This window comes from Kitasatospora sp. NPDC023385 (genome assembly GCF_055664045.1).
The window spans coordinates 258,445-274,843 of sequence record NZ_JBVOOL010000001.1 but is presented as its reverse complement, the minus strand read 5'-3'; the positions used below and the strand labels follow the sequence as shown (position 1 = coordinate 274,843).

Sequence of the window (16,399 nt, the reverse complement as noted above, 5' to 3'; positions counted from 1 at the left end):
GGTGTGGGGATCGCGGGTGTGCGGCTCGCGGATCATCGGCGACTCCAGCGCTGGCGGACGGACGGGACGGTGAGTGCGGTGGCCGCGAGGGCGGCCAGCAGGGCGGCGGCGGTTCCGGCCACCACGGGGGCGGCGGCGCCGAAGCGCCCGTTGGCCAGCGCGGCGACGGCGCCGGCGGCGACGGCGCCACCCTTGGAGACGAGTTCGAGGGTGCCGAACATCCGGCCGGGCGGGCGGCCCTTGGCGGCCCCGGCGGCAAGGACGGCGAGGCAGACGAGGCCCAACGTGAGCCCGACCCCGAGCAGCAGCCGCACCGCGATGAACACGGGCAGCGAGTACGCGACGGCGTGCCCGGCCAGGCCGAGCGCGACGAAGCCGAAGCCGAGCGCGATGCCGGTGTGCGGGCGGGCGTGGAACACCGTGTGGGTGCGGGCGGCGAACACCAGGTACCACAGGTGCGGCAGCGCGAAGAGCACGCCGGTGGTGGTGCCGTCCACGCCGGGCAGGCGCTCCTGGGCGAGGGCGATGAGGTACGGGAAGGAGATGACCGTGGCGAAGACGAACGTGAACTCGAAGGCGTAGAGCGGCACGAGCGGCGTCGTGGCGGTCTTCTCGGCGGCCCGGCCCGCGGTGGCCGCCGGGGCCTCGGGGTGCTCCGGCTCGGGCAGCAGTGACAGGAACACCGCGGCCGCGAGCGGGAGGACGGCCATCACCAGGTACTGGCGGTGCGGGTCGACCCACGGCGAGAGCGCCCCGACCAGGATCGGCGCGGCCACCAGGGCCGCCCGTGCGCTGCCCTGCATCAGGGTGAGTGCGCGGGAGAGCCGGGGCCCGTCGAGCGCGGCCGCCAGGTAGCCGTTGGTGGCGGCGAAGGTGCCGCCGAGGAAGCCCTGGAGGACCAGCGCGAGGGTGAAGGCGGGCAGGCTGTCGGCGGCTCCGGCCAGCAGGAAGGAGACGGTGAGGCCGAGTTGGGCGCGCAGCAGCAGGCGCTTGCGGCCGAAGCGGTCGGCCAGCCGGCCCCACAGGGGTGCGCCGAGCGCGCTGAACACCGTCGGGACGATGTAGAGCACGCCCGCCCACCGGGCCTGCGGGTCGCCGAGCCGGGGCAGGATCGCGGTCAGGTACGGCGGGAGGCCGAGCGCGGCGAAGGAGGCGACGAAGTAGCAGGCCGCGACGGCGTGCACCTGGCGTCGGCCGAGCCCGCCGGAGGGTGCGGCGGAGGGTTGGGACTGCGGCGGCAGGGTCTCCACGGTCATCGGGCGGTCCCGTCCGTGCGGGGCTGGGTGTCCGTGTGGTTGCCCGGCTGGCCACTCGCCTGGCCACTCGCCCGGCCAGCCGGGCGGTCGCGCGTCTGGTCGCCCGGGTGGTCGCGCAGGTAGTTCGGGCCGCTGGTGTAGTGCTTGTTGATGTCGGCGGCACCCGAGCGCTGCTTGCTGAGCAGCGTGCCGGCGGTGACCATGGCCTTGACCGGCAGCCGTTCGGCGTCCAGCAGGGCCGCGCGCAGGGGCTCGCCCGTCGGTCCGATCCGTTCCACCGCCTCCGCCGTGCGCTTGCGCAACAGGGCGAGGAGGTTCGGGAGTTCGCCCCGGCCGTGGTCGGCGAGGCCGAAGGCGAGGGAGGCGGTGCACAGGTGGCCGGTGATGGTGACGAAGAGGTCGGTCAGTGCCCGGTCGTCCTCGCCGAAGATCCGGGGGTCGTCGAACTCCTCGGGGGCGGGCGCGAGTTCGCCGAGGGCGGCGGTCATCCGGGCGGTGTGCACACGCGGGCCGTCGTCGTCCTTGTAGAGCAGCCGCAGGCCGTGCCGGTCGAGCACCAGCGAGGTGTTCTGCTGGTGCGACTCGAGGGCGATGCCGTAGCCGAACAGGGTGGTCTGCCAGTCCAGCAGCAGTTCCAACAGGGCGTCGTAGCAGGCCAGTACATCGCCGCTGTAGTAGTGGTCGGCGAGGTGGTCGATGACCAGTCGACCGTCGGGCGCGGGTGCCTGCAGGGCGGCGAGCGGGACGGTCGACGCCCGTTCCAGCCCGGCCGGGTAGCGGCGCAGCAGGACGGCCAGCAGCTCGTGGCCGGCGTGGGCCCAGCTCTGCTCGTCGGCGTGCAGGATCCGGCCGGCGAAGCGCGGTTCGCGCTCCAGGACGGCCTCGATGAGCCGCTGGCCGGCGGCACCGTCGACCAGCGTGCCGGGCTTGATGGTGCGCCGGTTGCGGGCGCCGAGGGTGGCGGTGGCGAGCGGGAGTTTGAGGTGGCAGGTGGGGTCGTCGGCGACGGCGACGGTGCGCATGGACAGGGTCGGGACGACGGCCAGGTACGGCCGCTCGGCGAGCACCGCGCGGCCGGCCAGGCCGGTGGCTGTCAGCGCCTCGTCCAGCGGCGCGCCGACGGTGAGCGGGTGGACCGGAAGGGTGGCCCAGTTGTCGCCGGGGCACTGGTCCGCGAGGCCGAGCCAGGCCGGGGTGGGCCACCAGCTCGGCAGTGGCCGCTCGCCGTGGACGGTCAGCGCGTCGGCCGGGACAGCCAGCCAGCGCAGTTCGAAGACCGGATGGAACTCCGGCGCGTAGGCGCGGAGTTGCTGGCCGGTGAGGCCGGATCGGCCGCGCGCGGTCGGGTAGACCGGGTGGTCGACGTAGGCGGCCAGGGTGTCGTGGCCGAGGGCGGCGGTGGGTCCGGTCCAGTCGGCGGGATCGGCGCCGTACAGGTCGATCAGCCGCTCGTGCACCTCCGCTCGGGAGCGCTCGTGCAGCTCCATGGTGGCGAGGGTCTGGCGGCACTCCTCGGTGAAGGCCGTCCAGCCGGGCCGGTCCTCGGCCTCGGCCAGCTCGGCCAGGGCGGCCACGACGGCGCCCGGGCCGGCGTCCCGGTCCGCGTCCTGGCCGGCGTGTTGGCCGGTGATCAGGCGCCCGTCGAGCTCCAGCAGCGGCAGCCGGGCGGCGTACTCGCACTGGAAGCCCTCAGGCTCCACCGGCAGCGCGAGTCGCGCCTCGGGGACAGTCAGCCAGAGGCCGTCCGACCGCTCCTCGACCGTGCCGCGCGCACGCAGTCCGAGGACGTCCTCGCGCAGCAGGGCGGACAGCACGCGCAGGGTGAGCTGCTCGGCCGCGGTCACGGGGTGGGCCTCGCCGGATGCGGGGCGGTCTCCGACGGTCATGGGGTGATCTCCCAGCGGTTGGTGGCGACGAAGCGGGCGACGGCGGTGTCCACCGCGCGTTGGTCGGCACCGATGGCCCAGATGACGCCCAGGTAGTCGCGGTTGGTGCGGTAGTGCTCGTGGCGTTCGCCGATCGGGCGCAGCGGGCGGTAGGCGAGCCGGACGCCGTCGCGCTCCTCGTCGTACGGGCCGGGGGCGGCGGTGAGGACGCCGGCGCGGTCGGCGCAGACGACCTCGTTGCGGGCCCGGCGGGGGGTGGCGGCGCACCGCTCGGCCAGGTCGGCGGGCAGCTCACGGCCCAGGTGCGCGCCGAGGACGAGCTCGAACAGGGGCAGGTCGAGGATCTCGGCGAGCATCAGGTCGCACTGGTCGCCGATGGCGCGGTAGTTGACCTCGATGAGGCGGGCGCGGCCGTCCGACTGGACGACGAACTCGGTGTGGCAGGCGCCGAGTCCGACACCGAGCGCGTCGAGCTGGGCGAGTACCTGGTCGACCACCGGCTGCGGATGCGCCGGGACGAAGGTGAGCACCTCCTCGATGAAGTCCGGCGGCGGGGAGAGCCGGGTGCGGAAGCCGCCGAGGACGTGCCGGCGGCGGCCGTCGCCGAGGGTCTCCAGGGTGCACAGCTGTCCGTCCAGGAACTCCTCGACCACCAGGGTGGCGCCGTCCCTGCGGTGCTGGATCTCCTTGCAGCGCTGGGCGAGTTCGGCGGCGTCGGCGACCAGGGTGACGTCCTCGCTGGCCACTCCCTCGCGCGGCTTGACCACGCAGGGGAACGGCGGGTCCAGCTCGGCCGGATCCTGCCCGGGGGCCACCTCGGCGGACCAGACGGTGTCCCGGCCGCTCAGTGCGAGGTGGCGGCGCAGCTGGCCCTTGTCCTTGGCGCGCAGCGCGGCCTTCCAGTCCTTGGCCGGGAGGCCGAAGTACTCGGCGGCCAGGGCGGTCTGGGTCTGCAGGTGGTCGCTGTTGCTGAACACCGCGTCGGGGGCGTGGCCGGGGGAGGCCAGGCTGCGGCGCGAGATCAGGCTGACGACGGCGCGGAAGTCGCGGACGTCGCACTCCAGAACTTCGGGTGCGGGGGCAGGGAGTGCGGCGTAGGCCCGCCGGTGGGGTTCGGGGCAGTCGGTGAGGAGGGTGACGTCGAGGCCGAGGCGGGCCGCGGCGGGCAGGAAGCCGGCGGTGACGGAGTCGGTGGGGTTCAGGGCGAGTATGTAGAGCCGCATGGAGGGGTCCTCGGGGGTCCTCGAAAGGATCGTGTAGTAAACGCGGAGTGATAGTGGAGGAATCGTGGAAGTCAATGGGTGAACGGATGACAGCAGACAACTTTCAAAATCTGTTATCTGTTAGTTTTTATCTGTGATCCGTCGTCTGTTGTCTGTCAGTTGTCAGCCGACCCCGTCCGCCGCCGCCTGCGGGGACGGCTACTTGGGCGCGTCCACGCCCGCGGCCTTGGCGATGTCGACGAGCATCGCGTCGGCGGCCTGCACCCCGATGCCGGACATCCAGGTCTCGTCCGGGACGTTGAAGACCTTGCTGTTCTTGACGGCGTTCAGGCCCTGCCAGACCGGCGTCTGCTGGACCTCGCTCTCCTTGGTCTTGGTCGGGTCGTCGGCGGTGGTGACGAACACCAGGTCCGCGTCGGCCTGGTTGATCTGCTCGGCACTGACCTCGACGATGTTCTGGTCGACGTCCTGCGAGGCCGGGCGGCCCAGGCCGACGTCCTTGAGCACCACACCGCTGTACGAGGACTTGGCGTACAGGCGGGTCGGACCGGCCACGAAGCGGACCACCGACGCGGTCGGCATGGCCCCGTTGTACTTGGCCTTGATCTCCTCGCCGAGCTTCTTCGCCCGCGCCTCGTAGTCCGCGAGCGCCTTCTTCGCCTCGTCCTCCTTGCCGAGCGCCTGGGCGTACAGCGCCAGGTTCTCCTTCCACGGGAAGCCGGTGGTCTCGGCCAGCACGGTCGGGGCGATCGCGTTCAGCTGGGAGTACACCTTGGCGTGCCGGACCTTGGAGGAGAGGATCAGGTCGGGCTTGAGGGAGGCGATCAGCTCCAGGTTCGGCTCGTTCATCGGGCCGACGTCCTTGGTGTCCTTGATCTTGTCCTTGAGGTAGTTCGGGAACCCGCCCTCGGTCTTCATGTGCGGGGACACCGCGCCGATGGGCGTGATGCCGAGCAGGGTGACGTCGTCCAGCTCGCCGCTGTCCAGGACCACGACGCGCTTGGGCCGGCTCTTGATCTCGGCGGTGCCGGCGGCGTGCTTGACGCTGCGCGGGAACCCGGCGGCGGTGCCGGCGGAGGGGGAGGAGGACGCGGAGTCGCCGCCCGACTTGGCACTGTCCCCGTTGCTGCCGCAGGCGGCGAGCAGGGCGGACGAGAGGGCGACGGCCAGGACGGTGACGGGGAGTCGGCGGTTCATCGGGATTCCTTGGATCGGGTCGAACAACAGAAGGGGGAAGGGGGGAGCGGGGAAATGGGGGAAAAGGAGAAGCGGGCCGCTCAGGCGGTGGAGGGGGCGGACCCGGCGCCGGTGGCCCGTACCCGCTTAGCCCGGACCCGTGCCCGTGGCACGACCAGTGGCGTGCCGGTCTCCGGATCGGGCACGACCCGGCACGGCACCTGGAAGACGGCCTCCACCAGTTCGGCCGTCAGGACGTCCGCCGGCGGACCGGCGGCCGCGAGCCGCCCGTCCTTCAGCACCACCAGGTGGTCGGCGTACCGGGCGGCCTGCCCGAGGTCGTGCAGCACCATGACGACGGTGCGCCCGGCCTCGGCGTGCAGGTCCGCGACCAGGTCGAGCACGTCGAGCTGGTGGCGCAGGTCCAGGAAGGTGGTGGGCTCGTCGAGCAGCAGCAGGTCGGTCTCCTGGGCGAGCGCGAGCGCGATCCAGACCCGCTGGCGCTGCCCGCCGGAGAGCCGGTCGACCTGCCGGTCGCGCAGTTCGGCGGTGCCGGTGCGCTGCAGGGCCTCCTCGACGGCGGCCTGGTCGGCCTTGGACCACGGGCTGAGCATCCGCTGGTGCGGGTAGCGCCCGAGCCGTACCAGCGCCTCGACGGTGACCGCCTCGGGGGTGACGGGCTGCTGCGGCAGCAGGCCCATCCGTTTGGCGAGCGCCCGGGCCGGCATCCGGTGGATGTCCGAACCGTCCAGGGTGACGGTGCCGGTGGCCGGGTCGAGCAGTCGGACGAGCCCGCGCAGCAGGGTCGACTTGCCACAGGCGTTCGGGCCGACGATCGCGGTGACGGCGTCGCCGGGCAGTTCGAGGTCGAGCCCGTCGACGATGGTCCGGTCGCCGTAGCGCAGGCCGAGGCCGTGGGCGGCGAGCCGGTTCGCGGTCGCGGCAGCGGGCCCGGCGGGGGTGGCGTCGGAGGTGGCGTCGGAGGTCGCGGCGGGGGTGGCGCCGAAGGTTGCGGCGGGGTTCGCCGCAGGCGTCTCGACGGAGGTCATCAGCTGCTCCTCTGGGGAAGCCGGCCCTGGCGGATCATCAGCACCAGGAGCCAGGGCGCGCCGAGGGTGGCGGTGACGGCACCGACCGGCAGGCCGTGGACGGGGATCACGTGGAGGACCAGGAGGTCGGCGGAGAGCAGCAGCACGGCGCCGGTGAGCGCGGTGAGGCCGAGGGTGCCGAGGGTGGGCGGTCCGGCGAGGAGTCGGACGAGGTGGGGGACGGCGAGCGCGACGAAGGCGACCGGCCCGGTGAGGGCGGCGGCCAGCGAGGCGAGGGTGATGGTGAGCAGCAGCAGCCAGAGCCGGTCCCGGGCCGGGTTGAGGCCGAGGCCGCCGGCCGAGTCGTCGCCGAGGTCGAGCACGGCGACGCGTCGCTGGCAGAGCAGTGCGGCGACGGCGGTCAGGGCGATGGCGGTGCCGCCGATCCACACCTCGGTCCAGTTGCGGCCGTAGAGCGAGCCGGTGGTCCACTGCAGTGCCGAGGAGGCCAGCTCGGCCGGGAACCGTACGATCATCAGGTTCACGGCGGCGGCCAGGCCCTGCTGCACCGCCAGGCCGACCAGCACCAGCCGGGTGACGGCCATCTTCGAGCGCCAGGCGAACCCGCCCAGCAGCAGCGCCGCGAGCAGTCCGCCGCCGACCGCGGCCAGCGGGATCAGCTGCTGGGAGGCGCCGGTCGCGAGCATCAGCACCGCACCGAAGGAGGCGCCGCCGGTGATGCCGATGGTGTCGGGGGCGGCCAGCGGGTTGCGGAACAGCCGCTGCAGCATCGAGCCGGCCATCGCCAGCCCGGCGCCCGCGACCAGCGCCGACACGACGCGCGGCGCCCGGAACTGCTGGACCACCAGGACGTCGCCGGGGTCACCCTGCCCGACGAGGGCGCGCAGGGCGTCCCAGACCGGGATGCTGAGCTGCCCGGTGCCGAGCGCGATCCCGGTCAGCAGCACGAGCAGCGCGGCGGCGACCAGTGACCACAGGGCGGTACGGGTCCGGCGACGGGAGAGTGCCCGGACGGGCAGCACGAGCGCGGTCACCGGGCCACCTTCCGGGCCAGCACCGCGAGCAGCGGCGCGCCGAGGAAGGCCGTCACGATGCCGACCTCGATCTCGGACGGCCGGACCACCAGCCGACCGAGCACATCGGCGGAGAGCAGCAGCAGCGGACCGGCGATCAGGCAGCCCGGCAGCAGCCAGCGGTGGTCGTTGCCGAGCAGCGGCCGGACCAGGTGCGGGGCAGCCAGTCCGATGAACGCCACCGGTCCGGCGACTGCCACCGCGCCGCCCGCGAGCAGCACGACGGCCAGCCCGCCGACGATCCGGATCCGGGCCACCGGCACGCCCAGCGCCAGCGCGGTCTCGTCACCCAGCGCCAGCGCGTTGAGCGCGGGTGAGACGGCGAGGGCGCCGACCAGGCCGAGCACGAGGAAGGGCAGGACGGGGGTGAGGGTGTCCAGGTGCCGCCCGGCGATCGAGCCGGCCAGCCAGAACCGGGCCTCGTCCAGCGTGCGGTGACTGGCCAGCATCAGCGCCGAGGTCCAGGAGGTGAGCACCACGGTGAGGACGGTGCCGCCGAGCGCGAGCCGGACCGGGTCCAAGTCCCCGCCGCGCTGGGACATCGTGTAGGCCGAGACGGCGGCGACGGCCGCTCCGGCGAAGGCGAACCAGACGTACTCGACCGGGCGGGAGAGGCCCAGCGTGTAGATCGCGGCGACCACGGCGAGGCTCGCACCGGCGTTGATGCCGAGGGTGACGGGGGAGGCCAGCGGGTTGCGGGTGACGCCCTGGGCGACCGCCCCGGCGACGCCGAGCGCGGCCCCGACGGTCAGTCCGATGAGCGTGCGCGGCACCCGAAGGCCCGTCACCACGTCGGCGTCGCCACCGTGGGCGGCGCCGGTGAGGGCGTCGACGACGGTGGACAGCGGGATGGATCGGGAGCCCAGCGCGAGGCTCAGGGCGGCGCACAGCACGAGTGCGCACCCGCCGGCGGCCAGCAGCAGGGGCCGCCGGACCGCCGAGGAACGAGGTGTCGCCGGGGCTGTGGAAGCCGGCGGATCGGTTCTCAACACGAGACGACATATTAGGTTAGGTTTACCTAAGTTCGTCAAGCTTGAGCCGGTCGGTCCAGCGTGCGGATCGTGTGCGCACCGAGGCCTGGGCCGGGCCTGGGCCGGGATGTGGGGGCGGCTTGCGATCGAAGTGCCGCGGGTGGTCGCGGGGCGACATGAGGCGTTGTAAGGTGAGCCTCACCTTATCGATCATACGGAATCGATCTCGGGAGTGTCGATGGTTCCCGGAACACCCCTGCCCGTCGAGCCTTGTGGCGCCCCGCCTGGCGCCGTCCCCGTCGCGGCGTCCCCCGCACTGACCGCCGACTACCAGCGGCTGCTGGAACTGTGCCCGGTGCTGGAACTGCGCCTGCTCGACGGCGGTGAGGCCGCACCCTCCGCCGCCGACGGCTGGTACTCCGGAGCCGAACTCGCCACCGACGAACGGGCGCTGGCGGCCGTCCTGGCCGGCGAGGAAGCCCGCATCGGCGCCGAGCACGGCCGCTCCCCGCGACCGCACGTCACCGCCTCCCGGCTGCTCCACCACTACGTCTGGTCGGCCTGCCTGATCGTCGCGGGCCCCTGGCACCTCGCCCGGCGCGTTCCCGTGGTCGACCCCGGTGACCTCTGGCTGCACGCCCCCACCGGCGCGCTCGCGCTGCGACCGCGCGGACACGTCGCCCTCCCCGGCGACGACGAACTCCGCGCCGAACTGCGGGCCGCCGTGGTCGCCCACGTCGGCCCGGTGCTCGCCGCGTTCGCCCGCCCCACCCGGCGCCACGACCGTGCGCTCTGGGGCATGGTGACGGACGACCTCACCTCCGCCCTCTGGTACCTCGGCCGGATGCTCGGCGAGGAGGACGCCGCCGTCGCCGCCGCCGGGGCCGTGCTGCCCGGCGGCACCCAACCCCTCCCCGGCGCCGCCGACTTCCGCCGCCTGCACACCCCCGACGGGCGCGGCCACCACACCCGCACCCGGCTCGGCTGCTGCCTCTACTACGCGGTCAAGCCCGCGGCCGCCGCCTGCCTGACCTGCCCGCGGACCTCCGACGAGGAGCGGCTGCGCCGGCTCTGACGGCCCGTCCCCGGCCCAGTCGGGCGGCACGGTCGGTTGTCAGTGGCATCGGCTATGGTCACCGACATGATCGATGCCACCATGCGAATCCGGATCGCCCGCCCCTCACGCGACCTCGCGGCGGCCGAACGCTTCTACGTCGGCGGCCTCGGCCTCGACGTGCTGTGGCGCACCACCGAGCGGGTCAGCGGCGAGCACGACCTGCTGATGGTCGGGCCGCCCGGCGGCCCCTGGCACTTCGAGCTGACCCACGACCCGGAGCGGCCGCTGGAGCCCACCCCGACGGTGGACGACCTGTTCGTCGTCTACCTCGGCGCGCCGGCGGACGACGCCCTGATAACCCGGCTGGAATCGGCCGGCGGCACCCGGGTCAAGGCGCACAACCCGTACTGGGACGAGTTCGGCGTGACGGTCGCCGACCCGGACGGCTACCGGCTGGTGCTCTGCTCCCGCACCTGGGGGGAGTGACCGGCTCCCCGCGTCCCGGAGTGGCTGCGCGCCCGCCCCCGGAGCTGGTCCGGCGTGCCCGGTCAGCTCCCGTCGTGCGGTGCCCGGTTCGGCGTGCCCGGGCCGCCTCCGCCGCGCAGGACTGCCACGCCGAGATCCAGGTCCACGCCGAAGTGCGGCGGAGATCCGGCCTGGGCGTCGTCCCGCAGCGCCAGCTGCTCCTTCTTCTGCTCGACCTGTATTCGCTTGCCAGGGCTGAACAGAGCGTGCATCTCGTCCAGGCCACCGGCGCCCATCCCCACTCCCGGCCCCCGCTGCCGCGGACGCGGGGAGGCCTCGTCCCGGATCTGCCACGCGGCCAGCACGACCAGCCCCAGCACCGCCGCCACCCCTGCCATCATGCCCACGATCAATCCCATGCTCCTCCAACGCCCCACCACGAAGCGGGCGTTCCCGCGCTCGACCACCGGGATGCGCGGCCGTTCGTCCGGTATGGTCGATGAGTCGGCGCCTCCGAGTCCAGGTGTCGGCGCGTCGGCGGGGCGCCCGCGCGTCCGGGTCGGTCTGAGCCCGATCTGTTGGTCGCCGGTTCATCCACCCGACGGGCGGAGTTCGGGCGTCGGAGCGGCGCGGAGGACAGCGTCGGGTCTCTGACGGGATGAGGAGTCGGGCGGCGTCACACGTGGCATCGGGGGGCCGAGGCCACGCCGCGGAACCAGGGGGCTGGACATGCACACCATGCGGGGCAAGCTGAGGACCCAGGCCGGGCCGGGCCTGCGAGGCGTCCACGAGACCATCGCAGCGGCCTTCGCCGACCGCGCGTCAGGCGGGGTACGGCCGGGCGAACTCGACCGTGGCGGGCGGGCGTTGCGGTGGGTGGAGGCCGGGCAGGGCGGTGTGGCGCCGGTGGTCCTGATCGCGAGCTGCGGCACGTCGTCGCTCACCTGGGCGCCCGTCCTGCCCGAACTCTCCCGGCACGGACGGGTCGTGGCGTACGACCGGGCCGGACTCGGTGCCAGCGAGCCCCAGCGGGCCGCGGGCGGCGACGCCGGCCAGTTGAGCGGCCCCGACCTGGACGGGCAGATCGAGGACCTGGCCGCCCTCGTGCGCCACCTGGACGCGGGCCCGGCCATCCTGGTCGGGCACAGCTGGGGCGGCCAGCTGGCCCAACTCCTCGCCTGGCAGCGGCCGGAGCTGGTGGCCGGACTGGTGCTGGTCGACCCGGCGCATGAGGAGTTCCAGCCGTCGGCCATCCGAGTCGCCGAAGCCGCGCTCAACCGGCTGTGGCTGCTCCGGGCGGCCCTGACCACCGCCTCGTCCGAACCGGCCGACGCGCCCGCCCGGGCCGAGGCGGCCGTGGCCTCGTACCCGCACCAGCGGCGGACGGTCCTCGCCGAGAACCGGCTGACGAACGTCGCCACCCCGGAGATCCGGCGGCGCCGCTCTGCCGCGCGGCTTCCCGAGGTGCCGGTGGCCGTACTGAGCGCGACCGAGGGCCTGCCCGGGGCGATGCGTTCCCGCTGGACCGCCCTGCAGTCGCAGATCGCGTCCGCCGCGACCAGGGGTACGCACATCGTGGTGCGCGGCGCCGGCCACGCCGTCCACACCGACCGGCCGCAGGCCGTCATCGCGGCCGTCCTGGAGGTGTCCGACCACGCCCGATACTTCCGGAACGTCTGAAGACCCCGACGGCCCCGCTCAATTCCTCTTGGCGTCCGGCCTGCTGAGGACACGACACCCTCTGGCACACTGTGTGCCGACGACCCGTCGGGGCGGGGCATGACACACGGGGGGACTGGGGCATGAGCGGGGCGGGCACCGTGCTCGGCGGACGGTACAGGCTGGTCGAGAAGATCGGCGGCGGCGCGATGGGATCGGTCTGGCGGGCCGAGGACACCGTGCTGGCACGGCAGGTCGCGGTCAAGATCCTGCGCTCGGAGCTGTTCGAGGACGACACCGCCACCCAGCGCTTCCGCCGGGAGGCCCAACTGGTCGCCGCGGTCGACCACCCCGGCGTCGTCGACGTCCACGACTACGGCGAGAGCGGCGCGGACGGTGACGACCGCTGCGCCTACATCGTCATGGAGCTGATCGACGGCAGCCCGCTGGACCAGGTGCTCGCGGACACGGGCCCGATGACCGTCGAGCGCACCCTCGACCTGGTGGCCGCCGCCCTGGACGCACTGCACGCCGCACACCGGCGGGACATCGTGCACCGGGACATCAAGCCGTCCAACCTGATGGTGCGCACCGACGGCCGGGTGGCCATCACCGACTTCGGAATCGCCCGGGCGATCGCCAGCACCAAGCTCACCGCGCCGTTCTCGATCATCGGCACCGCGCTCTACATGTCCCCGGAGCAGGCCGAGGGCACGAGCCTCGGGCCGGCCACCGACCTCTACTCGATCGGCGTGGTCTGCTACGAACTGCTGGTCGGGGAGCCGCCGTACTCCGGCGAGGGGCCGCTGCAGATCGCGCTGAAGCACGTCAACCAGCCGGTGCCGGTGTTGCCGGAGACGTTCCCGGCGGCCGTCCGGGCGCTGGTGTCCAGGGCGCTGGCCAAGAAGCCCGAGGAACGGTTCGCGGACGCGGCCGAGATGGCGGCGGCGGCCCGTGCGGCGATCGGGGTCGCCGGGCACGACCAGCCCGCAGGGAGTGCCGAGAGGGGCGCCGAGGATTCCGGAGGTTCCGAGGGCGAGCGCGGCGCGGAGGCCGGAGCGGGAGGGGAGAAGTCCGTCGCGGCCGACAGCCGGACGATCGCCCTCCGTCCCGGTGTGGCCCCGGGCGGGAAAGCCAAGGGCGAGGCGGGCGAAGGCGAGGCGGGCGAAGGCGGCGCGGCCGGAGGTGCCAAGGCCGGGGTGGTGGTCGTTCCCGCCGAGGGCGACACCCCGCCGTCGGTCGAGGTCGTGAAGGTGCAGCCGCAGGCGCAGACCGAGCCCGGCAAGCCGCGGTCGCGTCGCACCCTGCTGGTGCCCGTGATCATCCCCGTCATCATCTCGATGGGCACGGCCACCGTCCTGCTGGTCGACCGTGGTCCGGGCGGTTCCGACGCGACCGCGCCGCCCGCCGCCCAGCCGACCGTCGTGGTCACCGTCCCGGTGAACCCCGACACCGGCTCCCCGGTGGCCGTGGCCACCACCACGGCGGCCACCCCGCCGCCGACCGACACCCCCGCGGCGACCCCGGCTGCCAACCAGCCGCCGCCGGGCACGCCGAACCAGCAGCAGGCCCCCGTCCCGGCCGCGGGCCAGGGGGCAAGCGGCGGCGGCAGTGCCGGCGCCACGGGCGGCAACCGGAGCGGCGGCACGGGTGCGGGCTCCGGCGGTGGGGCCTCCGGCGGCGGGTCCGGCGGTGGGTCCGCGGGCGGCCAGGCGAACCAGCCCGGCGGCGCCGGCGGCAACCCGGCCAACCCGGGGAACCCGCCCAACCCGCCCGTCAACCAGAATCCGCAGCCCCCCGCCCAGACCAACGGCGGCGGCACCACCCCGGCCCCGCAGACCCCGGGCCGGCCCTCGTCCTGCGGCGGCAGCAGCTGGAGCACCATCGTCAGCGCGAAGGAGAATCGCGCGATCGGGATGCGCAACGACAACCTGAACGGCGACAACCCGATCGTGCTCGGCGGCGCCTCGCAGTACGGCTGGGTGCGCTCGACCAACCCCGGTTCGTGGATCCTCTTCAACGCCTGCAACAACGGCGGCCCGCAGCTCGTCCAGACCACGGACGGGAAGGTCGTGCTGAGCAACGGGTTCAGCTTCCTCACCAACTGGACCGTCCGCAACGGCAGTACGGCGGGCTCGGTCACCCTGGCCGACTACATGAACCAGTTGTGCATGACCAACAACGGTCCGGGCAATCCGGTCACCATGGTCAACTGCACTCCGGGCAACACGGACCAGGAATGGCGGTTCCAGTAGCGGCGCGGGGCAAGGCAGTTGAGCTACTGAGGCATCAAGCCGCCGAGCCGCCCGAGCCGCTGAGGCATTGAGCCGCCGAGCCGAGTCGGTTTCCGGAACGGCGCCGGGCGCAGCGGCGCTAGCAGTCGCAGTGCCGGTGGGCAAGGGGGCCCGGTGGCGGAACCTCGCCACCGGGGTGTCAAGGGACCGTGTGGAAACTTCTACACAGATGTAAAAGTCGATCGGCGGCCGGTCGGCCCGGTGCGTCGACCCCGCCTTCGGCATGCGAACGGCCGCAGGTGCGGGCGGTCGGTGGTGGTTCGGGTGAGAACTGTCCTTGCAATGGAGTGAATTGCCCCGATTCGGCGGCGATTTGAACACCCTTTACCCGCTGGCGGGACCTGGCCAATCACTGATGCAGACCTGTCATTTCACCTGCTGGATTGTCATGCTTCTGTTCAACCCCTCGCGGCAGCCCCCACCCCCACCCCTTGGTGGCGAGCCGCTCGACTGCACGGGGTCTCAGCACGTCAGCGCCCGTTCCGCCCCATAGGTGCCGACCCGGCCCCCGGGACGTGGTGCGACCGCGCCCACACGCGGTTTTCCGGAAGGACTCGAACGTGAAGCGAAAGCTCGCGGCTGTCGCCGTACTCTCGGCCACCGCCCTGCTGACCGGTGTGATCCAGGTGAGCACCGCCGCCCAAGCCGCCCCTGCCTCCCCGCCGCAGGCCCAGGCCGCCCAGCAGCACGCGACCGTGCTCGCGCTGGCCGCCGGCCAGGCCGGCCCGCTCGCCAAGGCCCTCGGCCTCGGCGACAAGGAGCAACTGGTCGCCAAGGACGCCGTGGTGGACAAGGACGGCACCCGCCACCTGCGCTTCGAGCGCACCTACGCCGGCCTGCCGGTGATCGGCGGCGACCTCGTCGTCCACCAGAAGGCCGACGGCGCGCTGAAGTCCGTCTCCCGGGCCGTCTCCGCGCGGGTCGACCTGCCGAGCGTGACCCCGAAGGTCCCGGCCGACCAGGCCGCCGCGCAGGCCACCGGAGCGGTCAAGGCCACCGTCGGCGTGACCGTCGACGCCGACGAGTCGCCGCTGGCCGGCGTCCACCAGACCGGCACCGCCCAACTGGTGGTCTGGGCCACCGACGGCACCCCGCGCCTGGCCTACCGCACCACCGTCGAGGGCGAGCGCGCCGACGGCACGCCGAGCAGCCAGATCCTGGTCACCGACGCCGCGACCGGCCAGGTGCTCTCCACCCACGAGAAGGTGCAGACCGCGGCCGGCACCGGCAAGGGCGTCTTCGTCGGCCAGGTCCCGCTGACCACCGCGCAGAGCGGCTCGCAGTACCAGCTCAAGGACACCACCCGCGGCGGCCAGTCCACCACGGACATGAAGAACGGCACCTCGGGCAACGGCTCGCTGTTCGCCAACACCACCAACAACTTCGGCGACGGAACCGCGGCCAACCGCGAATCCGCCGCCGTGGACGCCCAGTTCGGCGCCGCCACGACCTGGGACTTCTACAAGAACACCTTCAGCCGCAACGGCATCCGCAACGACGGCGTCGGCGCCCTCAGCCGGGTCCACTACGGCTCCAACTACGTCAACGCCTTCTGGAGCGACGACTGCTTCTGCATGTCGTACGGCGACGGCAACGGCGACGCCGCCCCGCTCACCGAGATCGACGTGGCCGGCCACGAGATGACCCACGGGGTCACCGCCGCGACCGCCAACCTCGACTACTCGGGCGAATCCGGCGGCCTCAACGAGGCCACCTCGGACATCATGGGCACGATGGTCGAGTGGTACGCCAACCTGCCCGCCAACCAGCCGAACTACTGGATCGGCGAGCTGGTCAACCTGCGCGGCGACGGCAGCCCGCTGCGCTACATGGACCAGCCGAGCAGGGACGGCCAGTCCGCCGACTTCTGGGACGCGAACGTCGGCAACCTGGACGTCCACTACTCGTCCGGTGTGGCGAACCACTTCTTCTACCTGCTGTCCGAGGGCAGCGGCGCGAAGAGCATCAACGGGTTCGACTACAACAGCCCGACGTACGACAACTCGTCGCTCGCGGGCATCGGTCGGGACAAGGCCGCGCAGATCTGGTACCGCGCGCTGACCACCTACTTCACCTCCACCACCGACTACGCGGGCGCCCGTGCGGCCACCCTCAGCGCGGCGGCGGACCTGTACGGCTCGGGCGGCACGGAGTACAACGCGGTCGCCGCCACCTGGACGGCCGTCAACGTCAACTGAGCGGGTCGATCGACGCCCTGCCGGGCCGTGGGTGCCGGCCGACAGGGCGGTAGGGCGGTAGGGCGGGGGCGACGGGGTGCGGACCACCGTCG

The 16,399-nt window shown here is 73.3% G+C and carries 13 protein-coding genes; 5 read left to right on the top strand and 8 right to left on the bottom strand.

The features are described 5' to 3' along the window. Nucleotides 1–32: 32 nt before the first annotated feature. The 7 genes from AC0B61_RS01195 to AC0B61_RS01165 form a co-directional block, all read right to left on the bottom strand. Nucleotides 33–1,256 (bottom strand): MFS transporter, encoded by a 1,224-nt coding sequence (locus AC0B61_RS01195; RefSeq protein WP_471738497.1) that lies wholly within the window; start codon nt 1,254–1,256, stop codon nt 33–35. Continuing rightward, entirely contained in the window at nt 1,253–3,142 is a 1,890-nt protein-coding gene (locus AC0B61_RS01190) for an IucA/IucC family protein (protein WP_471738496.1), read from the bottom strand. The genes AC0B61_RS01195 and AC0B61_RS01190 overlap by 4 nt, the downstream gene beginning before the upstream one ends. Then, nucleotides 3,139–4,365, bottom strand: coding sequence for an ATP-grasp domain-containing protein (locus AC0B61_RS01185; RefSeq protein ID WP_471738495.1), 1,227 nt, complete (start codon nt 4,363–4,365; stop codon nt 3,139–3,141). The genes AC0B61_RS01190 and AC0B61_RS01185 overlap by 4 nt, the downstream gene beginning before the upstream one ends. Before the next feature lie 198 nt (nt 4,366–4,563). Further along, the gene (locus AC0B61_RS01180; RefSeq protein ID WP_471738494.1) at nt 4,564–5,562 is read right to left on the bottom strand and encodes an ABC transporter substrate-binding protein; all 999 of its coding nucleotides are present in this window, start codon (nt 5,560–5,562) and stop codon (nt 4,564–4,566) included. An 80-nt stretch (nt 5,563–5,642) separates the two neighbouring features. Next, on the bottom strand, nt 5,643–6,590 hold the full coding sequence (locus tag AC0B61_RS01175; RefSeq protein WP_471738493.1) for an ABC transporter ATP-binding protein: 948 nt from the start codon (nt 6,588–6,590) through the stop codon (nt 5,643–5,645). Next, complete coding sequence (locus tag AC0B61_RS01170; protein ID WP_471738492.1) at nt 6,590–7,624, bottom strand: FecCD family ABC transporter permease; 1,035 nt, start codon at nt 7,622–7,624, stop codon at nt 6,590–6,592. The genes AC0B61_RS01175 and AC0B61_RS01170 overlap by 1 nt, the downstream gene beginning before the upstream one ends. After that, complete coding sequence (locus AC0B61_RS01165; protein WP_471738826.1) at nt 7,621–8,586, bottom strand: FecCD family ABC transporter permease; 966 nt, start codon at nt 8,584–8,586, stop codon at nt 7,621–7,623. Before AC0B61_RS01165 ends, AC0B61_RS01170 begins: the two co-directional genes overlap by 4 nt. Nucleotides 8,587–8,872: 286 nt before the next feature. Between AC0B61_RS01165 and AC0B61_RS01160 the strand changes: the two genes are divergently transcribed. Together AC0B61_RS01160 and AC0B61_RS01155 are read left to right on the top strand one after the other, a co-directional pair. After that, nucleotides 8,873–9,709 (top strand): (2Fe-2S)-binding protein, encoded by an 837-nt coding sequence (locus AC0B61_RS01160; protein ID WP_471738491.1) that lies wholly within the window; start codon nt 8,873–8,875, stop codon nt 9,707–9,709. 66 nt (nt 9,710–9,775) lie between these two features. Then, nucleotides 9,776–10,177, top strand: coding sequence for a VOC family protein (locus AC0B61_RS01155; RefSeq protein ID WP_471738490.1), 402 nt, complete (start codon nt 9,776–9,778; stop codon nt 10,175–10,177). 62 nt (nt 10,178–10,239) lie between these two features. Here AC0B61_RS01155 and AC0B61_RS01150 read toward each other — a convergent pair whose 3' ends face one another. Next, complete coding sequence (locus AC0B61_RS01150) at nt 10,240–10,575, bottom strand: DUF6191 domain-containing protein (protein ID WP_471738489.1); 336 nt, start codon at nt 10,573–10,575, stop codon at nt 10,240–10,242. Nucleotides 10,576–10,885: 310 nt separating this feature from the next. Here AC0B61_RS01150 and AC0B61_RS01145 point away from each other — a divergent pair, with 310 nt between their 5' ends. The 3 genes from AC0B61_RS01145 (at nt 10,886) to AC0B61_RS01135 (ending at nt 16,307) form a co-directional block, all read left to right on the top strand. Further along, complete coding sequence (locus AC0B61_RS01145) at nt 10,886–11,836, top strand: alpha/beta fold hydrolase (RefSeq protein ID WP_471738488.1); 951 nt, start codon at nt 10,886–10,888, stop codon at nt 11,834–11,836. A gap of 122 nt (nt 11,837–11,958) precedes the next feature. Then, nucleotides 11,959–14,070, top strand: a complete 2,112-nt coding sequence (locus tag AC0B61_RS01140; RefSeq protein ID WP_471738487.1) for a serine/threonine-protein kinase — start codon at nt 11,959–11,961, stop codon at nt 14,068–14,070. 599 nt (nt 14,071–14,669) lie between these two features. After that, nucleotides 14,670–16,307: a M4 family metallopeptidase gene (locus AC0B61_RS01135; protein ID WP_471738486.1), complete on the top strand. Its 1,638-nt coding sequence runs from the start codon at nt 14,670–14,672 to the stop codon at nt 16,305–16,307. Nucleotides 16,308–16,399 lie beyond the last annotated feature (92 nt).